This window comes from Sphingobium sp. KCTC 72723, from assembly GCF_014280435.1.
Taxonomy (GTDB): Bacteria; Pseudomonadota; Alphaproteobacteria; order Sphingomonadales; family Sphingomonadaceae; genus Sphingobium.
This window is the reverse complement of sequence record NZ_CP060388.1, coordinates 604,369-622,501: the sequence shown is the minus strand read 5'-3', so window position 1 is coordinate 622,501 and position 18,133 is coordinate 604,369. Positions and strand designations below refer to the sequence as shown.

Sequence of the window (18,133 nt, the reverse complement as noted above, 5' to 3'; positions counted from 1 at the left end):
ATTTCCATATACGATAGCCCCCCGGCGGGAACGATTTCGCAGCTACCCCGCCAGCGCTTTCTTCACCAGTTCGTTGACGACCTGCGGGTTGGCCTTGCCCTGCATCGCCTTCATCGTCTGTCCCACGAAGAAGCCGAACAGCGCTTCCTTGCCGCCGCGATACTGTTCGACCTTGTCGGCATTATTGGCCAGCACGGTGGCGACCACCGCTTCGATTGCGCCCGTATCGGACGTCTGCTTCATGCCGCGATCCTCCACGATCTGGCCCGCGCCGTCGCCGGTTTCCAGCATGATTTCGAACACCTGCTTGGCCAGCGAACCCGACAGCGTGCCATCGGCCACCAGCGCCAGCAATTCAGCGGCTTTCGACGGGCTTACCGGGCTTTCCTCCAGGCTTTTGCCAAGCCGGTTGAGCGCACCATACAGGTCCGACAACAGCCAATTGGCCGCCGCCTTGGCAACATCGCTCTCGCTCTTGCCCTGCGCGGCGGCGCTCTGCTCTACCAGCGTTTCGAACCAGCGCGCCGTGTCCGCGTCAGCGGTCAGGGTCGCGGCATTATAGGCCGACAGGCCCAGCGCCTGCTCATACCGCTTGCGCTTGGCGTCCGGCAGTTCGGGGAGCGAGGCACGACATTCCGCCAGAAACGCATCGTCCAGTTCCACCGGCAGCAGGTCGGGATCGGGGAAGTAGCGATAGTCATGCGCATCTTCCTTCGACCGCATCGACCGGGTTTCGTTGCGGTCGGCGTCGTACAGGCGCGTTTCCTGCACGATCTTGCCGCCCGCTTCCAGCACATCGACCTGACGGCTGGCTTCATGTTCGACCACCGCCATGACGAAGCGGACCGAATTGACATTCTTCGTTTCGGTGCGGGTGCCCAATTCGCCGCCCGGCTTGCGCACCGAAACATTGACGTCGGCGCGCATCGAACCCTGATCCATATTGCCGTCGCACGACCCGACATAGCGCAGGATCGTCCGCAGCTTCGCCAGATAAGCCCCTGCTTCTGCGGGAGAACGCATGTCGGGCCGCGACACGATTTCCATCAGCGCCACGCCGGAACGGTTCAGGTCGACATAGGAGCTGGTGGGATGCTGATCATGCATCAGCTTGCCCGCATCCTGCTCCACATGGATGCGCTCGACACCGATGATCTTGGTGCTGGTGTCGGGGTTCTTTTCGTCCAGTACGATCTCGATCTGCCCTTCACCCACGATCGGGTGATAAAGCTGGCTGATCTGATAGCCCTGCGGCAAATCGGCATAGAAGTAATTTTTGCGGTCGAACCGCGACCAACGGTTGATCTGCGCGTCGATCGCCATGCCGGTGCGCACGGCCTGACGGATGCACTCACGGTTGGGGACAGGCAACATGCCGGGCATCGCCGCATCGACCAGCGACACCTGCGTATTCGGCTCCGCCCCGAAAGCGGTCGCCGCGCCGGAAAACAGCTTGGCGTTGGACGTGACCTGCGCATGGACCTCCAGGCCGATCACGACCTCCCACTCGCCGGTTGCGCCCTGGATGCGATAGGTTGATTCAGTCATCAGTCGTCCTTTGAAGGCGTGATCAACGGCACGCCGGGAAAATAGCTTCGATAAAAACGCGGGTCGCGCGTCAGGATAGTCGCGCCAGCAGCCTGCGCATGACCGCCGATCAGGAAGTCGGCGAGGATGGATTTCACGTCACCAGTTTTGCGACGCTGACGATGCGCCTGAAAGGCCAAGCCCGCGATAAATGCCGCCTCGGCGCCCAGGTCATGGATCTGGATCAGCAACCCACTCATGATCGCCCTGAACTGATCCAGCGTCGTGAAACGCGCTGCCACCTCGCCTACGACCACAGGATTGATCGCAATCACCGTGCTTTGTCCCGCCCGATCAATATTCTCAAATGACCAGTCGAACCAGACTGGATCGCGATCGACAATGTCGATGATGACGTTCGAATCGATCAGGATCACGGTTCGTAATCGCCCCGCAACTCCCGCATATATTCGTCCGTACTCATCCCGTCCGGGTTGGGATATTTACCGGCAATCGCCAACAGCCCCGCACGAATGCGACGCCCCCTCTCGGCAGCATCTTCCGGTCCAAATCCCAACGGGGCAACAACCACCTGTCCCGCTTCATTGACCATGACCTTATAAGGCTGTCCCGGCACCAGACCGGCGGCGTCGCGCATGGCTTTGGGGATCAGTATCTGACCCTTGCTCGTCATGGTTCCGGTGTCGATCTTGCTCTGCGCGTTCATTGCCCAATCTCCAGTGTTACCAAAGTAACACTTAGGTCAAACCATTACCACCACTTGTCCGCGCGCGCCGTGAAGCCTGCGCGTTCCTCGATCGCCAACCCAGCGTTCAGCACGGTCTGTTCGTCCAGCGCCTTGCCGATGATCTGCAACCCCAGCGGCAGACCCTGCGCGTCCAGACCACCCGGCACCGCCATGGCGGGCAGGCCCGCGAGCGAGGCAGGCACGGTGAACACGTCGTTGAGATACATGGCCAGCGGATCGGCCTGCTTTTCCCCTAGTGCAAAGGCAGCGCTGGGTGCGGTGGGGGTCAGCAGCAGGTCGCATATCTCGAACGCCCGTTCGAAATCACGGGCGATCAGCGCCCGGACCTTCTGCGCCTGCGTATAATAAGCGTCGTAGAAACCGGCGCTCAGTACATAAGTGCCGATCATGATGCGGCGCTTGACCTCCGGCCCGAACCCTGCGGCGCGGGTGGCGGCATACATGTCCTGCAAACCTGCGCCATCGGGCAGGTCGCGCAGGCCATAACGCACGCCATCATAGCGCGCGAGGTTGGACGATGCCTCGGCAGGCGCAATGATATAATAAGTGGGCAGCGCATATTTGGTGTGCGGCAGCGACACTTCGACCACATTGGCACCCGCATCCTGCAACCAGGCGATGCCGCGATCCCACAAAGCCGCGATTTCCGCGTTCAGACCATCGGGGCGATATTCCTTCGGAATGCCGACCGTCTTGCCGCGCAGATCGCTGGACAGGCCTGCTTCCCACTGCGGCACGGCAACATTCAGCGAAGTTGCGTCCCTGGGATCGAAACCGGCCATCACGTCCAGCAGGATGGCGTTGTCGCGCACGGTGCGCGCCATCGGACCCGGCTGGTCAAGCGAGGACGCAAAAGCGACCACGCCCCAGCGCGAGCAGCGGCCATAGGTCGGCTTGATCCCGCTGATGCCGGTAAAGGCCGCAGGCTGGCGAATGGAGCCGCCCGTATCGGTGCCGGTCGCCGCCGGGCAGAGCCGCGCAGCAATAGCGGCGGATGAACCACCCGACGATCCACCGGGGGCCAAAGCCGCCTTATCGCCATCGTTCCGCCGCCAGGGCGAAATGACATTGCCGAAATAGCTGGTTTCGTTGGACGATCCCATGGCGAACTGATCCAGGTTCAGCTTGCCCAGCATCCCTGCGCCCGCGTCCCACAATTTGGCGGACACGGTCGATTCATAGGTCGGCGTAAAGCCTTCCAGCATGTGGCTGGCGGCGGTAGTCTGGACGCCCTGCGTGCAGAACAGATCCTTCATGCCGATCGGCACGCCCGACAGGGGCTTGAGGTCGCCGGACGCGCGGGCAGCATCGGCAGCGTCGGCGGCTTCCAGCGCTTTTTCAGGCGTTTCGACGATGAAGGCGTTGAGCGCACGGGCGGCCGCGACATTGGCGTTGAAGCCGGTCGCCACTTCGCGCGCGGAAAAATCGCCTGCGCGGAAACCGTCGCGAATTTCAGCAACGGTAAGATCGGTGAGATCAGTCATGCAAAAACTTCCGTTCGCCCTGAGCCTGTCGAAGGGCTGTACTTTTTTTCAAGAAAGGACCGGGCTTCGACAAGCTCAGCCCGAACGGCGGGAAAATGGTTACTCAATCACCTTAGGCACCGCGAAGAAGCCATGTTCGGCTTGCGGCGCATTGGCCAGCACCTTGTCACGGACATTGCCGTCGGTGACGGCATCCTCGCGCAGGCGCAGATGATTGGGGATCACGGCCGTCATCGGCTCTATGCCGGTCACGTCCACCTCACCCAATTGCTCCACCCAGCCAAGGATGTTGTTGAATTCCGGCACCATGGCCTCTGCTTCCGCATCCGTTACCGAAATGCGTGAGAGGCTGGCGATCTTTTTTACGGTCTGAAGGTCTATCGACATGGGCCAAGCCGCTACCACCCGCGCCGCTGCGCTTCAAGCCGGTTTCGCGCCTCTTGCGCGCTCCTGTCCGTTGCGCCAGACAGGTGCGCGCAAAAGGGGGGCGGAACCGCCTCTGCATATCGGAGAGTTTCAGGTGGCCCGCAAATTCCTGTATGTCATCGCGGCGCTGGTCGTGCTGGTGATCGCAGCGCTGCTTGCCTATCGCATCTGGGGGATGCAGATGATCCGCGCGGTCATGGTCCCGCGAGAGGCCTTTACCGACCTCCAGCCGCTGCCAGCCAATGCCTATGACAAGGCCGATATGTGGCTGGCGCGGCCCGACAAGGTGCAGGACAATCCGGCGCTGTGGACGCCCGCAGGCTTTACCGACACCCCGTCCCCGCAAAAAGCGGCGGTGTTCTTCATCCATCCCACCAGTTACATCACGACATTCGGCAATGCGCACTGGAACGCGCGTATCGGCGACAAGGAAGCCGATGCGACCGCACGCCGCTTCGTCGCGGGACAAGCCAGCGCCTTCAACGCAGCGGGCAATATCTGGGCGCCGCGCTATCGTCAGGCCAATTATGGCGCATTTCTGACGCAGGGAGCCGAAGGGGACAAGGCGCTCGCTGCCGCCTATCGCGACGTGACGCAGGCATTCGCCGCATTCCTCAAAGCCAATCCTACCGGCCCGCTGATATTGGCGGGGCATAGCCAGGGTTCGCGCCATTTGTTGCAACTGGTGCGCGAACAGGTGGCCGGCAAGCCCGTGGCGGATCGTGTCGCAGCCGTCTATGCCGTGGGCTGGCCAGTGTCGGTGGAGGCGGATTTGCCCGCGCTGGGCCTGCCCGCCTGCGCCCGGCGCGATCAGGCGCACTGTATCGTCAGCTGGCAAAGCTATGCCGAACCGGCCGATCCGTCCGCCGTGGTCGAAAGTTTCGAGCGCAAGACCGGCTATACCGGCAAGCCGCGCAAAGGCACGCACATGCTCTGCACCAATCCCATTACCGGCGCGTTCAACGGCGCGGCCCCGGCCAGCGCCAACAAGGGAACGCTGGACGCGCGCGAAGAGAGCAAGCCGCCACGCCTGCTGGCCGGAGTGGTCCCGGCGCGATGCGACACCAGCGGCGTGCTGATGATCGGCGAGCCGGTGGATATGGGTCCGTTCACTCTGCCCGGCAATAATTATCACGTCTACGACTACAGCCTGTTCTGGGGCAATGTGCGCGAGGATGCACGGCAAAGGCTGGCCGCGTTCGTCAAATGATGCCATGGGCCTGACGCCATGGACCCCATCAAACTCGTCACCACAGATCGCGTCGCTTTTCGGGACGTCTTGCCACAGGGCGGGCGGCTGATCGGCATGGACGTTGGCACCAAGACGATCGGGCTGGCGCTGTGCGACGCGCAATGGTCGATCGCCAGCCCCGCCCACACCATCACGCGCGGCAAGTTCACCAAGGACAAGATCGCACTGGCGACCTTCATCACGCAGCAGCAGGTGAAGGGCATCGTCGTTGGCCTGCCGCTCAATCTGGACGGCACCGGCAGCCCGCGCAGCCAGTCGTCGCGCGCCTTTGCGCAAAATCTGGCGGACCTTGGCTATCCCATCCTGCTATGGGACGAACGCTGGTCGACGCAGGCCGTCACCCGCACCCTGCTGGAAGCAGACGCCAGCCGCGCGCGCCGCGACGTGCTGGTCGATAAACTGGCGGCAAGCTACATCCTGCAAGGCGCGATCGACGGGCTGGTCGCCGGGATTTAGAACGGGATGATCCAGGGTTAAATCTTCATTGCGAGCGCAGCGAAGCAATCCATCTCGCGCGATTGGGTTGCTTCGCTGCGCTCGCAATGAAGAAGCTGTATCAATCCAAAATTGCCGCCCCTTAATCCCCGTCCCGGCCATAGACGTCGGGCAGGAACTGCACTCCCTGCGCGGTCGGGATGGCGGTGAAATAGGTGAGATAAACCGGCACCGGCTGGGGCAGCGGCCTGTGCTGTTCGGGCGCACTGCCCTCCGCCGCCGGGGCCGTGCCGAAGAACCAGCGCGACAGGCGCTGCGCATCCTCCAGCCGGACGCAGCCATTGCTGAAATGGCGGTCGGTCTTGCTGAAAAGGTCGCGCTGCGGCGTGTCGTGCAGGTAGATGCCAAGGTCGTTGGGGAACATGAATTTGACCCGGCCCATCGCATTGCTGCCACCCGGCAACTGGCGCACGCGCACTTCGTCCCGCCCGGCAGCGACCGCGCGCCAGTCGATCGCGCTCTGCGCCAATGGCGCGGGGGTGGCGCTCCAGTCGGCCAGCGCTTCATAGCCCAGCCCGTTCAGCGACGCGCCGCTCAATATCTTCGGCGCGACCCGGCTTTGCACCAGATCGGGCGGAATGTTCCAATAGGGGTTGAGCGTCGCGTAGCGGATCATGCCCGCCATCATGGGCGTTTGCGTCTCCGCCGTTCCGGCCACGACCTTCATCATGCCGTCCAGCGCGCCCTTGTCATAATACCATAGCCGCGCCGATGCTGCGTCCACCACGACATGGCGAGTCCAGGGACCGGGCAGCAACCGCGCCCGTTCCAGATTGAGTGCCAGCAGCCGCAAATTGTCGCCCGGCCCGCGATTGAGCGCCGCAATAGTCTGCGCGCCTGCAACGCCATCGGCCTTCAGCCCATGGTCGGCCTGAAAGGCGCGCACTCTGGCGGCCAGCGCCTTGTCATAGGCCGTGCCGTCCGACAGCCCAAGCCGATGGCGCAGCAGCGCGGTTTCAGGCGTCAGGATGCCGGGACGAAAGCGCACGCCCTGCGGCACGGCAATGGCCGGCAAGTCGGCCCAACGTTCGGCATAATCGGCGCGGGCGCTGCGCAACTGCATATAGAAGGGACTCATCCAGCCTGCGGTCTGGATATAATCGGCCAGCGACGGCACCAATGCGGCGGCGCGCAATATGTCGGACGGATCGGCATCGCGCGGGGTGACTTCGGGGTCGAGGTAGCGCATCGCCAGCCCGCGTGCAGGACGGCGCATGTCGGCAATGATACCCGCCAATGCGCGCGACAGGGCCAGGTCGGCGCGGGCGATCGCCTTCGCGTCGCCCGTCGTGTCGGCTTCCTCGATCGCCTGTGTCAGGCCGCGCGCATCATAGTCGCGCGGGCGCAGGCCATCCATGCCGCTTTGGGCGATGAGCGCGAGCAGCGCGTCGGCCTGTGGCCCGATCCGGTCCTTGTCGACCCAGAGCGGCCAGAAACCGCGCGCACTGTAAAAGTCGCGCAGCTTGCCGCTGACATTGGCGCGGATTTCCGTCGCTATGCCGGACGCAACAGGGGCGCTCACCGCGTCAGATTGCGCGGCCTGCACGGGGGCGGCCAGCATCAGGCCGCACAGGAAAGGCAGGGCGCGCATAAGGACGCGCGCCCCGTTTGGCCGAGTGATCAGCCGCGTTCTCCGCGACGGGGCGGCGGCGGGGGCGGCATCGGGCAGGGCGGACCCTGCACGGCATGATAGACGCCATCGGCGGTATAATAGCCATCGACATAACCGTCGCCATCGCGGTCGGCCGCGACCGTTCCGGCAATCGCACCGGGGCCGACGGGCGGCGCATAGGTGACGGGGGCTTCGTTCTTCGCGCAGGCGCTCAGCGCGAACAGGCCCGCAGCGGCCAGAGCCATATGGTTGATCTTCATGTCATCTCCCTCAGGCGCGTTGGCGATAGTGCCGCACGCCGTTTCGCCTTCATGCCACTAAATTGCGCGGCACGACGCTAACGACCCAGCCGCGCATTCCATTCCATTACTTTGCCGGAATGACGACGAAAAGAGCCTTAACCACGATAGTCCGTGTGGCCGATCATTCCGCCACCCAATCGGCCGACGCTATGCCCTGCGCATAGAGCAGCGCCGACAGGTCGCCATGGACGATTTCGGCGGCGGCCGCCGCGCGGGTTTTAGGCTTGGCATGATAGGCGACGCCCAGCCCCGCCCCCTCGATCATCGGAATGTCGTTCGCGCCGTCACCCACGGCCAGCGTCAGCGCGCGGTCGATGCCACCGGCGATCGCCGCTTCCAGTTCGGCGCGTTTGCGCGCCGCGTCCACGATCGGGCGGGCGACCGTGCCGAGCAGCGCCCCATCGGCAATATCCAGCACATTGGCGACTGCCGCGTCGAAACCAATCTCCTCCGCGACCGGACCAGTGAAGCGAGTGAAGCCGCCCGACACCAGCAAAGCGCGCCCGCCGCGTGCCTTCATCGTGCGGACCAATGCCTTGGCACCGGGCATGATGACCACTCGTTCGGCGCGGCAACGGTCGATGGCGCTGTCGTCCAGCCCCTTGAGCAGCGCGACCCGTTCGTCCAGCGCGCCTTCGAAATCCAGTTCGCCGCGCATCGCCCGTTCGGTGATCTCGGCGATCTGCGGCTTGATCCCGGCATAGTCGGCCAGTTCGTCGATGCACTCGACCGTGATCATGGTCGAATCCATGTCGGCGATGATCAGCGTCTTTTCGCGGGTCGCGACCGGCTGCACGATGATATCGATCCCCTGCCCTATATCCATCAGGGCGGCGCGGGCAGCGACCGGGTCTGCGGCAAAGAAGATGTCGGCGGCCTTGTCCGCGTCCAGCCACGCACTATCGCTCGGTTGGCATCCCGCCTCACGCAGCCGATCGGTCGCCGCTGCAATATCCCCCTGCCCCATTGAGCCACTTGCCACTAAGGTCGCGACGAACATGCCAAACTCCAAACCACATCCCGGCGAATCCCGCCCACGGGTCGCGCTTATTGCCGGACCCACCGCCAGCGGCAAGAGCGCGCTCGCCATTGCGCTGGCACAAGCGACCGATGGCATCGTCATCAATGCCGACGCCAGCCAGGTCTATGCCGATCTGGCCATCCTGTCCGCCCGCCCGTCGGCGCAGGAAATGGGCGACGTGCCGCATCGCCTGTTCGGCCATATCGACGGGGCGCTGGCCTGCACCGCGCCACGCTGGGCCGCTGAGGCTAAGGCGGAAATTGCCGCCGCGCACGAAGCGGGCAAGCTGCCGGTGCTGGTCGGTGGCACCGGACTTTATATCCGCACGCTGCTGGACGGGATCGCCCCGGTGCCGGAGATCGACCAGGAAATCCGCGCCACCGTGCGCGCTTTGCCGGTGGCGGACGGCCATGCCGCGCTGACCCGCGAAGACCCCGAAGCCGCCGCCCGACTGGCCCCCGCCGACACCACGCGCGTCGCCCGCGCGCTCGAAGTCGTGCGATCGACCGGCAAACCGCTCAAGGCGTGGCAGCAGCATAAGAGCGGCGGGATCGGCGATACCATAACGCTTGCCCCCATGATCCTGCGCCCGCCGCGCGACTGGCTGATGGAACGGTGCGACCGGCGCTTTGCCCGGATGATCGCCGATGGCGCGGTGGCGGAGGTGGAGGCGCTGCTCGCCCGCGCCCTGAACCCCGACCTGCCCGTGATGCGCGCCATCGGCGTGCCGGAGATACGCGATGCCATCATTGGCGACAGCGACATGGACAATGCCATCGCACGCGGCACGCTGGCCACGCGCCAATATGCCAAACGGCAATATACCTGGTTCACCAACCAGCCCCCCGCCCACTGGCTGCGCGAGGAGGGAGAAATTGATGACAAATTAATCGCTGAATTAGCAATTAAATTACAACAATAACTCTTGACCCGTCATTTTATGTCCATTAGTGGCGTCCACCTTGCCAAGGCGCGTCCCCTGACGCAAAGGGCGGAACGTGAAATGAAGCGAAGGGATTGCATCGTGGCCGAAAAGAGCGGCGCCGACATTTTGGTCGAATGCCTGCTGGATCTGGGCGTCGAAGTCGTGTTCGGCTATCCGGGCGGGGCCGTGCTGCCCATCTATGATGCGCTCTATAACCATCCCACGATCAAGCATGTGCTGGTCCGCCACGAACAGGGCGCGACTCATATGGCGGAAGGCTATGCCCGCTCGACCGGCAAGCCCGGCGTCGTCCTGGTCACCTCCGGTCCCGGCGCGACCAATGCCGTCACTGGCATCACCGACGCGCTGATGGATTCGATCCCCATGGTCGTCATCACGGGGCAGGTTCCCACGCAACTGATCGGCACCGACGCCTTTCAGGAAGCCGACACGATCGGCATCACGCGCCACTGCACCAAGCATAATTATCTGGTGAAAGACCCCGCAAAGCTGGCGGGCGTCATTCATGAGGCGTTCCATATCGCCACCACCGGACGCCCCGGCCCGGTCGTCGTAGACATTCCAAAAAATGTCCAGATCGCGACCGCGCCCTACAAGCGGCCCGAACCCGTCAACCACGCCAGCTACCATCCGCAGGTCAAGGCCGACGCAGCAGGCATAGCCGCAGCGGTCGATATGCTGGCGGCGGCGGAGCGGCCGGTTTTCTACACCGGCGGCGGCGTCATCAACAGTGGTCCGCAAGCCTCCACGCTGCTGCGTGAACTCGCCGCGCTGACCGGCGCGCCGGTCACCTCCACGCTGATGGGCCTGGGTGCCTACCCTGCGTCCGGCCCGCAATGGCTGGGCATGTTGGGGATGCACGGTACTTACGAAGCCAATTTCGCGATGAACGAAGCGGACCTGATCGTCTGCATCGGCGCGCGCTTCGATGATCGGGTCACCGGCCGTCTGGACGCTTTTGCGCCCAATAGCCGCAAGGTCCATATCGACATCGACCGCAGCAGCATCAACAAGATCGTCGATGTCGATGTCGCCATCGTCGCCGATGTCGCCAGTGCGCTGGCCGACATGCTGGCGCTGTGGACCGCGCGCGGGCATGAGAAAGCCGATCTGTCGGGCTGGTGGAACAAGATCGAAGGCTGGCGCGCGAAAAAGTCGCTCGACTATGCCGAAAGCGGCACCGAAATCATGCCCCAGCGCGCGATCGCGGACCTGTACACCGCGACGAAAGCGACCGGCAAGGACGTCATCATCACCACCGAAGTCGGCCAGCATCAGATGTGGGCGGCGCAGCATTTCGGTTTCGACGCGCCCAACAAATGGCTGACGTCGGGTGGCCTTGGCACGATGGGCTATGGCTTTCCCGCCGCCATCGGCGCGCAAATGGGCAATCCCGACAGTCTGGTCATCTGCGTCGCGGGCGATGCGTCGATCCAGATGAACATTCAGGAAATGGGGACCGCCAGCCAGTATCGCCTGCCGGTCAAGATCTTCATCCTGAACAATGAATATATGGGCATGGTCCGCCAGTGGCAGGAACTGACCTATCAAAGCCGCTATTCCAACAGCTATTCCGACAGCCTGCCGGACTTTGTGAAGCTGGCCGAAGCCTATGGCTGGACCGGCATCCGCATCGATAGCCGCGACGAATTGGAAGCCGGAATCGCCCGCATGATCGACACGCCCGGCCCGGTGATCGTCGATTGCCGCGTGGCCAAATTGTCCAACTGCTTCCCGATGATCCCGTCGGGCGCGGCGCATACCGAAATGCTGCTCGACCCCAGCCAGGTGAAGGGCAGCATGACGGACGAGGCAAAGGCGCTGGTGTGAGGTCGCCGCTATGAGGATAATGGTGTGACCACGCATTTGCACCTGCGCATCCATGTCAGCGAACCGTGGGATTTCGAACGGATGGTGGGCCGGGCGGAACTGACCGGCTGGACCATTGACCATGCCGACCGGGACAATGCGGAATGGGAAGTGCATCTGGACGAAGGGTTCGACCTGCACGATCGGCACATCGGCACCCTGTTGGCCAGCCCCCGCTATGTGGGGGAACATATCGGCCGGATGTTCGACGCGGTGGCGGGGTTCCCCGTCCGCCTCGCCCACCGGCAGGACGGCGGCTGGCACTATGCGCTGGCAGCCATGATTTCAGAGCGGCACGTCCACACGGACGCGGGCCACGACACGGATAACGGGACAGCCAAGTGATGCATATCCAGGAAGAACTCAGCCAGCGGCACGTCCTGTCGCTGACCGTTTCCAACGAGGCGGGGATATTGGCGCGCATCGCGGGCCTGTTCACCGCGCGCGGCTATAATATCGACAGCCTGACCGTGGCGGACATCACGCAGGATCATGGGGTCAGCCGCATCACCATCGTCACCAACGGCCCGCCCAAGGTGATCGACCAGATCATTGCCCAGCTCGACCGGCTGGTGCCGGTGCATAAGGTCACCGACCTGACCGAAGCCGGTCCCTTCGTGGAGCGCGAGCTGGCGCTGGTGAAGGTCGCGGGCGTGGGTGAGGACCGGATAGAGGCGCTGCGCCTGGCCGACGTGTTCCGGGCCAAGGTGGTCGACACCACGATCGAAAGCTTCATCTTCGAAATCACCGGCACCACCGACAAGATCGACAATTTCGTCGGCCTGATGCGCCAGATCGGCCTTGTAGAGGTCGGCCGCACCGGCGTCGTCGGCCTGATCCGGGGCAAGGAAGCGAATTAACGGAAATATCCTCGCCCCTTTGGGGGAGAGGAAGCGAGACTTGGCAGCTTGCTGCCTAGTCGCAGCTGGAGAGGGGGCTGGCACGGCGATGCCCCCTCTCCAACTTCATCTAGGTCCGGCTTCGCCGAGCCAAGATTTCATATCCTCTCCCCGGCGGGGCGAGGAAATCTGTTCGAGGGAAACATCCATGAAGGTTTATTACGATCACGACGCGGACATCGGCCTGATCAAGGGCAAGAAGGTCGCCATTTTGGGCTATGGTTCGCAGGGTCATGCCCATGCGCAGAATCTGCGCGACAGCGGCGTGGCCGAAGTCGCCATTGCCCTGCGCGCCGGTTCGGGCAGCGCGAAGAAGGCCGAAGGCGCAGGCTTCAAGGTCATGCCGAACGCCGAGGCCGCCGCATGGGCCGACGTGCTGATGATCCTGGCCCCCGACGAGCATCAGGCCGCCATTTATGCCGACGACATTCACGCCAACCTGCGCCCCGGCGCAGCGCTGGCCTTTGCCCATGGCCTGAACGTCCATTTCGGCCTGATCGAACCGCGCACTGACGTGGACGTAATCATGATCGCGCCCAAGGGTCCGGGCCACACCGTCCGCTCCGAATATCAGCGCGGCGGCGGCGTCCCCTGCCTGATCGCGGTCCATCAGGACGCGACCGGCAACGCCCATGACATTGCCCTCTCCTACGCCAGCGGCGTCGGCGGCGGTCGCAGCGGCATCATCGAAACCAACTTCCGCGAGGAATGCGAAACCGACCTGTTCGGCGAGCAGGCTGTTCTCTGCGGCGGCGCGACCGCGCTGGTCCAGGCCGGTTTCGAAACGCTGGTCGAAGCCGGTTACGCACCGGAAATGGCCTATTTCGAATGTCTGCACGAACTCAAGCTGATCGTCGACCTGATGTATGAAGGCGGCATCGCCAACATGCGCTACTCCATCTCGAACACCGCCGAATATGGCGACATCAAGACCGGCCCGCGCATCATCACCGAAGAAACCAAGAAGGAAATGAAGCGCGTATTGGCCGACATCCAGTCGGGCCGCTTCGTCAAGGACTTCGTCCTCGACAACCGCGCCGGCCAGCCCGAACTCAAGGCCAGCCGCATCGCCGCCCAGCGCCACCCGATCGAGGAAACCGGCGCCAAGCTGCGCGCCATGATGCCCTGGATCGGTGCCAACGCGCTGGTGAACAAGGAAAAGAACTAAGCCTTCTTCCCCCCTCCCTCGCAAGGCGGGGCTATCGCATATGGCACTGACGCCTCCTTTCTCGTCATCCTGAACTTGATTCAGCATGACGTTGCAGGGATACCGAAAAGCCTTATGCGACTGCCCTCCTTGCGAGAGAGCGGCTTAAAGGCGGGAACGATCCGTTTCCGGTTACGGCTCTGGAACAATGGAGGGACGCGACCTATTGTGGTTGCGTCCCTTGATTGCTTCTGGAGAGTCTGTCCCATGCGTCACTATCTTATCCCTGCCGCCGCCCTGATCGCCATTGCCGGCGGCACCGTCGTCATTGCGCAGGGTGCTGCGACCCCCGGCACCAAGGATGTGGCGAAAGTCACCGGCGGCACCTATGCGGTCGAACCGACCCATACCCAGATCGTCTTTGCCTATGACCATATGGGCTTTACCAACAATATGGGCGTGATCGCACAGCCCACCGGCACGCTGACGCTGGACAAGGCCAACCCGGCAGCCTCGAAAGTGTCGATCGACATTCCGGTCGCCAACCTCAAGACTGGCATTCCCGCGCTCGACACCCATTTGATGAAGCCGGAATTTTTCGATTCCGCCAAATTTGCGACCGCGACTTTCGTGTCCACGTCGGTAAAGCCTGACGGCGCGACCGGCGCGGACATCACCGGCAATCTGACGATCAAGGGCATCACCAAGCCCGTCACGCTGGACGCCGAATTTTACGGCGCGGGCGCGAACCCGATGAACAAGAAGGAAAATATCGGCTTCGTCGCCACCGGCACCATCAAGCGCAGCGATTTTGGCATGAGCATGGCCGTGCCTGTCGTGGGCGACACGGTGGAATTGAAGATCATCGCCGCGTTCCAGAAATAAGCCGCTTCGACATAATCGAACACAATGAACGGGGCCGACTTGCATGTCGGCCCCGTTTCGCGTTACAGCGCTTTCCATCATGCAGCGCGTCGCCCTTCTTACCCTGCTACGACTTACACGCCCTTAGGCGTGGTTTTTCCGCTGCCTTTCGATTATGGGCAGCGTCGATACGCCTAAGGGCTTCCTTTTCGCTGATAGTCGTTAACCGGGCCGTTTTTGGCGCGCCCGTTCTGCAAAAGAAGTAGCTGACCCATGATGCTGACCGATCCGTCCCAGAAATATCGCGCCTTTCCGCAGATCGACCTGCCCAACCGCCAATGGCCAAGCCAGGTCATCACCGCGCCGCCGCGCTGGCTGTCGACCGATCTGCGCGACGGCAATCAGGCGCTGATCGACCCGATGAATGCGGAAAAGAAGAGCCGCTTCTTCGACCTGTTGCTCAAAGTCGGCGTCAAGGAAATCGAGGTCGGTTTTCCGTCGGCAGGCGCGACCGAGTTCGATTTCATCAGCGGGCTGGTGAAGGACGGGCGCATCCCCGACGATGTGATGGTGCAGGTGCTGACGCAGGCGCGCGAAGACCTGATCGCCACCACCTTCGAAAGCCTGCGCGGCGCGAAGAAGGCTATCGTCCATGTCTATAACGCCGTCTCGCCCGCATGGCGGCGGATCGTGTTCGGCATGGAACGGCCCCAGATCAAGGAAATCGCGGTCCACGCCGCCAAGCTGCTGCGCGACAATGCGGCCGCCCAGCCCGACACCGACTGGCATTTCGAATATTCGCCTGAAACCTTCTCCACCGCCGAACTGGATTTCAGTCTGGAGTGCTGCGAGGCGGTGATGGACATTTTGATGCCCACGCCGGACAAGCCGCTGATCCTGAACCTGCCCGCGACGGTCGAGTGTGCCACGCCCAACATCTATGCCGACCAGATCGAATGGATGTGCCGCCACATCAGCAAGCGCGACAGCGTGGTCATATCGCTGCATCCGCATAATGATCGCGGCACCGGCGTCGCCGCCGCCGAACTGGGCCTGATGGCGGGCGCGGACCGAGTCGAAGGCTGCCTGTTCGGCAATGGCGAACGCACCGGCAATTGCGACATCGTCACCGTGGCGCTGAACATGTACACGCAGGGGATCAACCCGGCGCTGGACTTCAGCGACATTGACGATGTCATCCAGACGGTCGAATATTGCAACCAGTTGCCGGTCCACCCGCGCCACCCCTATGCCGGCGAACTGGTGTTCACGGCTTTCTCCGGCAGCCATCAGGACGCGATCAAGAAAGGCTTTGCCGCACAGGAAGCGCGCAACGACCTGATCTGGGACGTCCCCTATCTGCCGATCGACCCCAAGGATCTGGGCCGCGATTATGAAGCGGTGATCCGCGTCAATTCGCAATCGGGCAAGGGCGGCGTCGCATGGGTGTTGCAGCAGGACAAGGGGCTGAAACTGCCCAAGCGGATGCAGGCCGATTTCAGCCGCGTGGTGCAGGCACTGGCCGACAGCAGCAGCCGCGAACTGGGCGCAGCCGACATCTGGACCGCATTTCAGGACCATTACCGCATCGGCGGTGAACAGGCCTACAGCCTGATCGACTATCATGAGAGCGGCGTTGCGGGCGACCGCATCTTTACCGGCAAGATCGCCTATCAGGGCGGCGAGCGTTCCATTTCCGGGCGCGGCAACGGCCTGTTGTCGTCCGTGCTGGCCGCGCTGCGCGATGAACTGGGCGTCGATCTGGACATTGCCGACTATAGCGAACATGCGATCGGCGCGGGGACGGACGTGAACGCCGCAGCCTATGTCGAATGCCGCACGCCCGACGGGCGGACGGTTTTCGGCATCGGCACCGACAGCGACGTGGCGACCGCATCGGTCAAGGCCGTGCTGTCGGCGGCGAACGGCATGGTCGCGCGGGGGTAAGAGATTGCGTGTTCCCGCGAAGGCGGGAACCCAGTCCAGCGGTTGCGATGATGTCCAAGGTCGGAACTAGGCTCCTGCCTGCGCAGGAGCACAGTTTCCCCTACTTCGCCAACGCCCGCACCACCGCGTCCCACTGCCCCAGCGATTCGCGGATGCCCGCCACCGGCACCCGCTCGTTCAATCCATGGGCAAAGCCGTCCTGCGCCTTCATGAACAGGCTGGACGCGCCATAGCTCGGCACGCCCTGCGCCCGGAAATACAGGCTATCGGTCGCGCCTGCCGACATGCCCGGCATGATGGCGATGCCCGGCGCGCGGGCCAGCACCGCGTGCTTCACCGCCTGCATCACATCGCCACGCAACGGCGACGCATCGCTGGCCAGCGGATCGCCCAGCGTCGTGACGGTCGCGCTGCCATCCGCCACCACCTTGACCAGTTCCGCCTTCACCGCGTCGATCGCTACGCCGGGGAAGATGCGACAATTGACCTGCACCTTCGCGCTTTGCGGCAGCGCGTTGAGCGCATGGCCCGCCTGCGCCATGGTCGCGACGCAGGTGGTGCGCACCTGCCCGATAAATTCCGGGCGCGCCGACAGCATTTCCGCCGCCGCCGCATCCCCCGTTGCCGCATAAAGCTTCATCGCCGCACCAACTTCGCCGCCGATCCGGTCGGCCGACAGCGCCAGCGACGCCTTGGTCAGTTCATTGCGCATCGGCGCAAAGCGATAGGCCGCGATCGCGTCTATCGCCCTGGCCAGCCGATAGAGGGGGTTGCCCGGCGTCGGCGCACTTGAATGGCCGCCGGGGTCGGTAAAGCCGATCTCGAAATCGGCATAGGTCTTTTCGCCCGCCTGCAACTGATACAGCACCGGTTTGCCATCCTCGTTCAGCAACCCGCCCCCGCCATCGCCGTTCAACACCAGTTCGGCGTCCTTATATTGCGCGGCCAGTGCCTTGGTGGTCAGCATCGCTGTTTCTTCATCCCCCGACAAAAGCAGGGTCACGGTGCGGCGCGGTTTCCACCCTTCCTTGCGCAATTGCGCCATCGTCGCGACCATCATCGCCACGTCATATTTATTATCCTCCGCCCCCCGGCCAAAAATATAGCCGCCCTCCTCCACCGGCACGAAGGGATCGCGGGTCCAGTCCGCCCGGTCCGCCGCCACCACATCCATATGGCCCAGCAACAACAGGGGTCTGAGCGCCGCATTGCTGCCCTTGATGGTCGCGGCGAATGTCGCCGTTTCACCGATCGGGGTGATGACGATATCGCCCTCGGCAAAGCCCGCCGCTTTCAGCACGCCCGCATAATAGGCCGCCAGTTTAGGGACTTCCCCCGCTCCCTCGACAGTGCGGAACGCGACCGACCGCATCAATATCGCCTTGGCCACGCCTTCATCCGCCGCCGCCAGCGCGCCGTGGGGCATGGCCAGCATCGCGCCCGTCATCATCACACCAAAGCGCTGCCAACTCATATAGTGATACTCCTTGATGGACCTTGGCGTACATCCTGACATAGCGGATCGTGTCGGCCAATGCGTTTGAACCAGCAGCAGCGGGAAAGAGGGCCACCT

The 18,133-nt window shown here is 63.3% G+C and carries 18 protein-coding genes; 9 read left to right on the top strand and 9 right to left on the bottom strand.

What is annotated here, in order from left to right; all coding sequences use genetic code 11:
• Window positions 1-42 precede the first annotated feature (42 nt).
• The 5 genes from gatB to gatC form a co-directional block, all read right to left on the bottom strand.
• On the bottom strand, window positions 43-1,548 hold the full coding sequence (gene gatB, locus SPBM01_RS03200; RefSeq protein WP_188063979.1) for an Asp-tRNA(Asn)/Glu-tRNA(Gln) amidotransferase subunit GatB: 1,506 nt from the start codon (window positions 1,546-1,548) through the stop codon (window positions 43-45).
• A complete protein-coding gene (locus SPBM01_RS03195) occupies window positions 1,548-1,964 on the bottom strand; it encodes a type II toxin-antitoxin system VapC family toxin (RefSeq protein ID WP_188063978.1) in 417 nt (138 codons plus the stop codon). The genes gatB and SPBM01_RS03195 overlap by 1 nt, the downstream gene beginning before the upstream one ends.
• Window positions 1,961-2,254 carry an AbrB/MazE/SpoVT family DNA-binding domain-containing protein gene (locus SPBM01_RS03190; protein ID WP_188063977.1) on the bottom strand — a complete coding sequence of 98 codons (294 nt, stop codon included), beginning with the start codon at window positions 2,252-2,254 and terminating at the stop codon, window positions 1,961-1,963. The genes SPBM01_RS03195 and SPBM01_RS03190 overlap by 4 nt, the downstream gene beginning before the upstream one ends.
• Before the next feature lie 44 nt (window positions 2,255-2,298).
• Complete coding sequence (gatA, locus tag SPBM01_RS03185) at window positions 2,299-3,780, bottom strand: Asp-tRNA(Asn)/Glu-tRNA(Gln) amidotransferase subunit GatA (RefSeq protein WP_188063976.1); 1,482 nt, start codon at window positions 3,778-3,780, stop codon at window positions 2,299-2,301.
• Window positions 3,781-3,879: 99 nt separating this feature from the next.
• On the bottom strand, window positions 3,880-4,167 hold the full coding sequence (gene gatC, locus SPBM01_RS03180) for an Asp-tRNA(Asn)/Glu-tRNA(Gln) amidotransferase subunit GatC (RefSeq protein WP_188063975.1): 288 nt from the start codon (window positions 4,165-4,167) through the stop codon (window positions 3,880-3,882).
• 133 nt (window positions 4,168-4,300) lie between these two features.
• On the opposite strand from gatC, the gene SPBM01_RS03175 reads away from it, so the two are divergent.
• Complete coding sequence (locus tag SPBM01_RS03175) at window positions 4,301-5,416, top strand: DUF3089 domain-containing protein (protein ID WP_188065532.1); 1,116 nt, start codon at window positions 4,301-4,303, stop codon at window positions 5,414-5,416.
• Window positions 5,417-5,443: 27 nt separating this feature from the next.
• Window positions 5,444-5,914 (top strand): Holliday junction resolvase RuvX, encoded by a 471-nt coding sequence (gene ruvX, locus SPBM01_RS03170; protein WP_188065531.1) that lies wholly within the window; start codon window positions 5,444-5,446, stop codon window positions 5,912-5,914.
• Window positions 5,915-6,035: 121 nt separating this feature from the next.
• Here the strand turns inward: ruvX and SPBM01_RS03165 are convergent, their stop codons facing one another.
• The 3 genes from SPBM01_RS03165 to serB all read right to left on the bottom strand — a co-directional run bounded on the left by SPBM01_RS03165 (window position 6,036) and on the right by serB (window position 8,867).
• Window positions 6,036-7,544 carry a L,D-transpeptidase family protein gene (locus SPBM01_RS03165; protein WP_188063974.1) on the bottom strand — a complete coding sequence of 503 codons (1,509 nt, stop codon included), beginning with the start codon at window positions 7,542-7,544 and terminating at the stop codon, window positions 6,036-6,038.
• A gap of 29 nt (window positions 7,545-7,573) precedes the next feature.
• Window positions 7,574-7,825, bottom strand: a complete 252-nt coding sequence (locus SPBM01_RS03160) for a hypothetical protein (RefSeq protein WP_188063973.1) — start codon at window positions 7,823-7,825, stop codon at window positions 7,574-7,576.
• Window positions 7,826-7,988: 163 nt separating this feature from the next.
• On the bottom strand, window positions 7,989-8,867 hold the full coding sequence (serB, locus tag SPBM01_RS03155) for a phosphoserine phosphatase SerB (RefSeq protein WP_188063972.1): 879 nt from the start codon (window positions 8,865-8,867) through the stop codon (window positions 7,989-7,991).
• Between serB and miaA the strand changes: the two genes are divergently transcribed.
• The 7 genes from miaA to leuA all read left to right on the top strand — a co-directional run bounded on the left by miaA (window position 8,866) and on the right by leuA (window position 16,560).
• Window positions 8,866-9,810, top strand: a complete 945-nt coding sequence (gene miaA, locus SPBM01_RS03150; protein WP_188063971.1) for a tRNA (adenosine(37)-N6)-dimethylallyltransferase MiaA — start codon at window positions 8,866-8,868, stop codon at window positions 9,808-9,810. The genes serB and miaA overlap by 2 nt on opposite strands.
• A gap of 102 nt (window positions 9,811-9,912) precedes the next feature.
• Window positions 9,913-11,664, top strand: a complete 1,752-nt coding sequence (locus SPBM01_RS03145; protein WP_188063970.1) for an acetolactate synthase 3 large subunit — start codon at window positions 9,913-9,915, stop codon at window positions 11,662-11,664.
• Between the two features lie 24 nt (window positions 11,665-11,688).
• Complete coding sequence (locus SPBM01_RS03140; RefSeq protein ID WP_188063969.1) at window positions 11,689-12,048, top strand: hypothetical protein; 360 nt, start codon at window positions 11,689-11,691, stop codon at window positions 12,046-12,048.
• Entirely contained in the window at window positions 12,048-12,563 is a 516-nt protein-coding gene (gene ilvN / locus SPBM01_RS03135) for an acetolactate synthase small subunit (protein WP_056682062.1), read from the top strand. Before SPBM01_RS03140 ends, ilvN begins: the two co-directional genes overlap by 1 nt.
• 187 nt (window positions 12,564-12,750) lie before the next feature.
• Complete coding sequence (gene ilvC / locus SPBM01_RS03130) at window positions 12,751-13,770, top strand: ketol-acid reductoisomerase (protein ID WP_188063968.1); 1,020 nt, start codon at window positions 12,751-12,753, stop codon at window positions 13,768-13,770.
• 246 nt (window positions 13,771-14,016) lie between these two features.
• On the top strand, window positions 14,017-14,634 hold the full coding sequence (locus SPBM01_RS03125) for a YceI family protein (protein ID WP_188063967.1): 618 nt from the start codon (window positions 14,017-14,019) through the stop codon (window positions 14,632-14,634).
• Between the two features lie 252 nt (window positions 14,635-14,886).
• The gene (gene leuA, locus SPBM01_RS03120; protein WP_188063966.1) at window positions 14,887-16,560 is read left to right on the top strand and encodes a 2-isopropylmalate synthase; all 1,674 of its coding nucleotides are present in this window, start codon (window positions 14,887-14,889) and stop codon (window positions 16,558-16,560) included.
• 100 nt (window positions 16,561-16,660) lie between these two features.
• On the opposite strand, the gene SPBM01_RS03115 is transcribed toward leuA, so the two are convergent.
• Complete coding sequence (locus SPBM01_RS03115; protein ID WP_410483043.1) at window positions 16,661-17,986, bottom strand: M20/M25/M40 family metallo-hydrolase; 1,326 nt, start codon at window positions 17,984-17,986, stop codon at window positions 16,661-16,663.
• Window positions 17,987-18,133 lie beyond the last annotated feature (147 nt).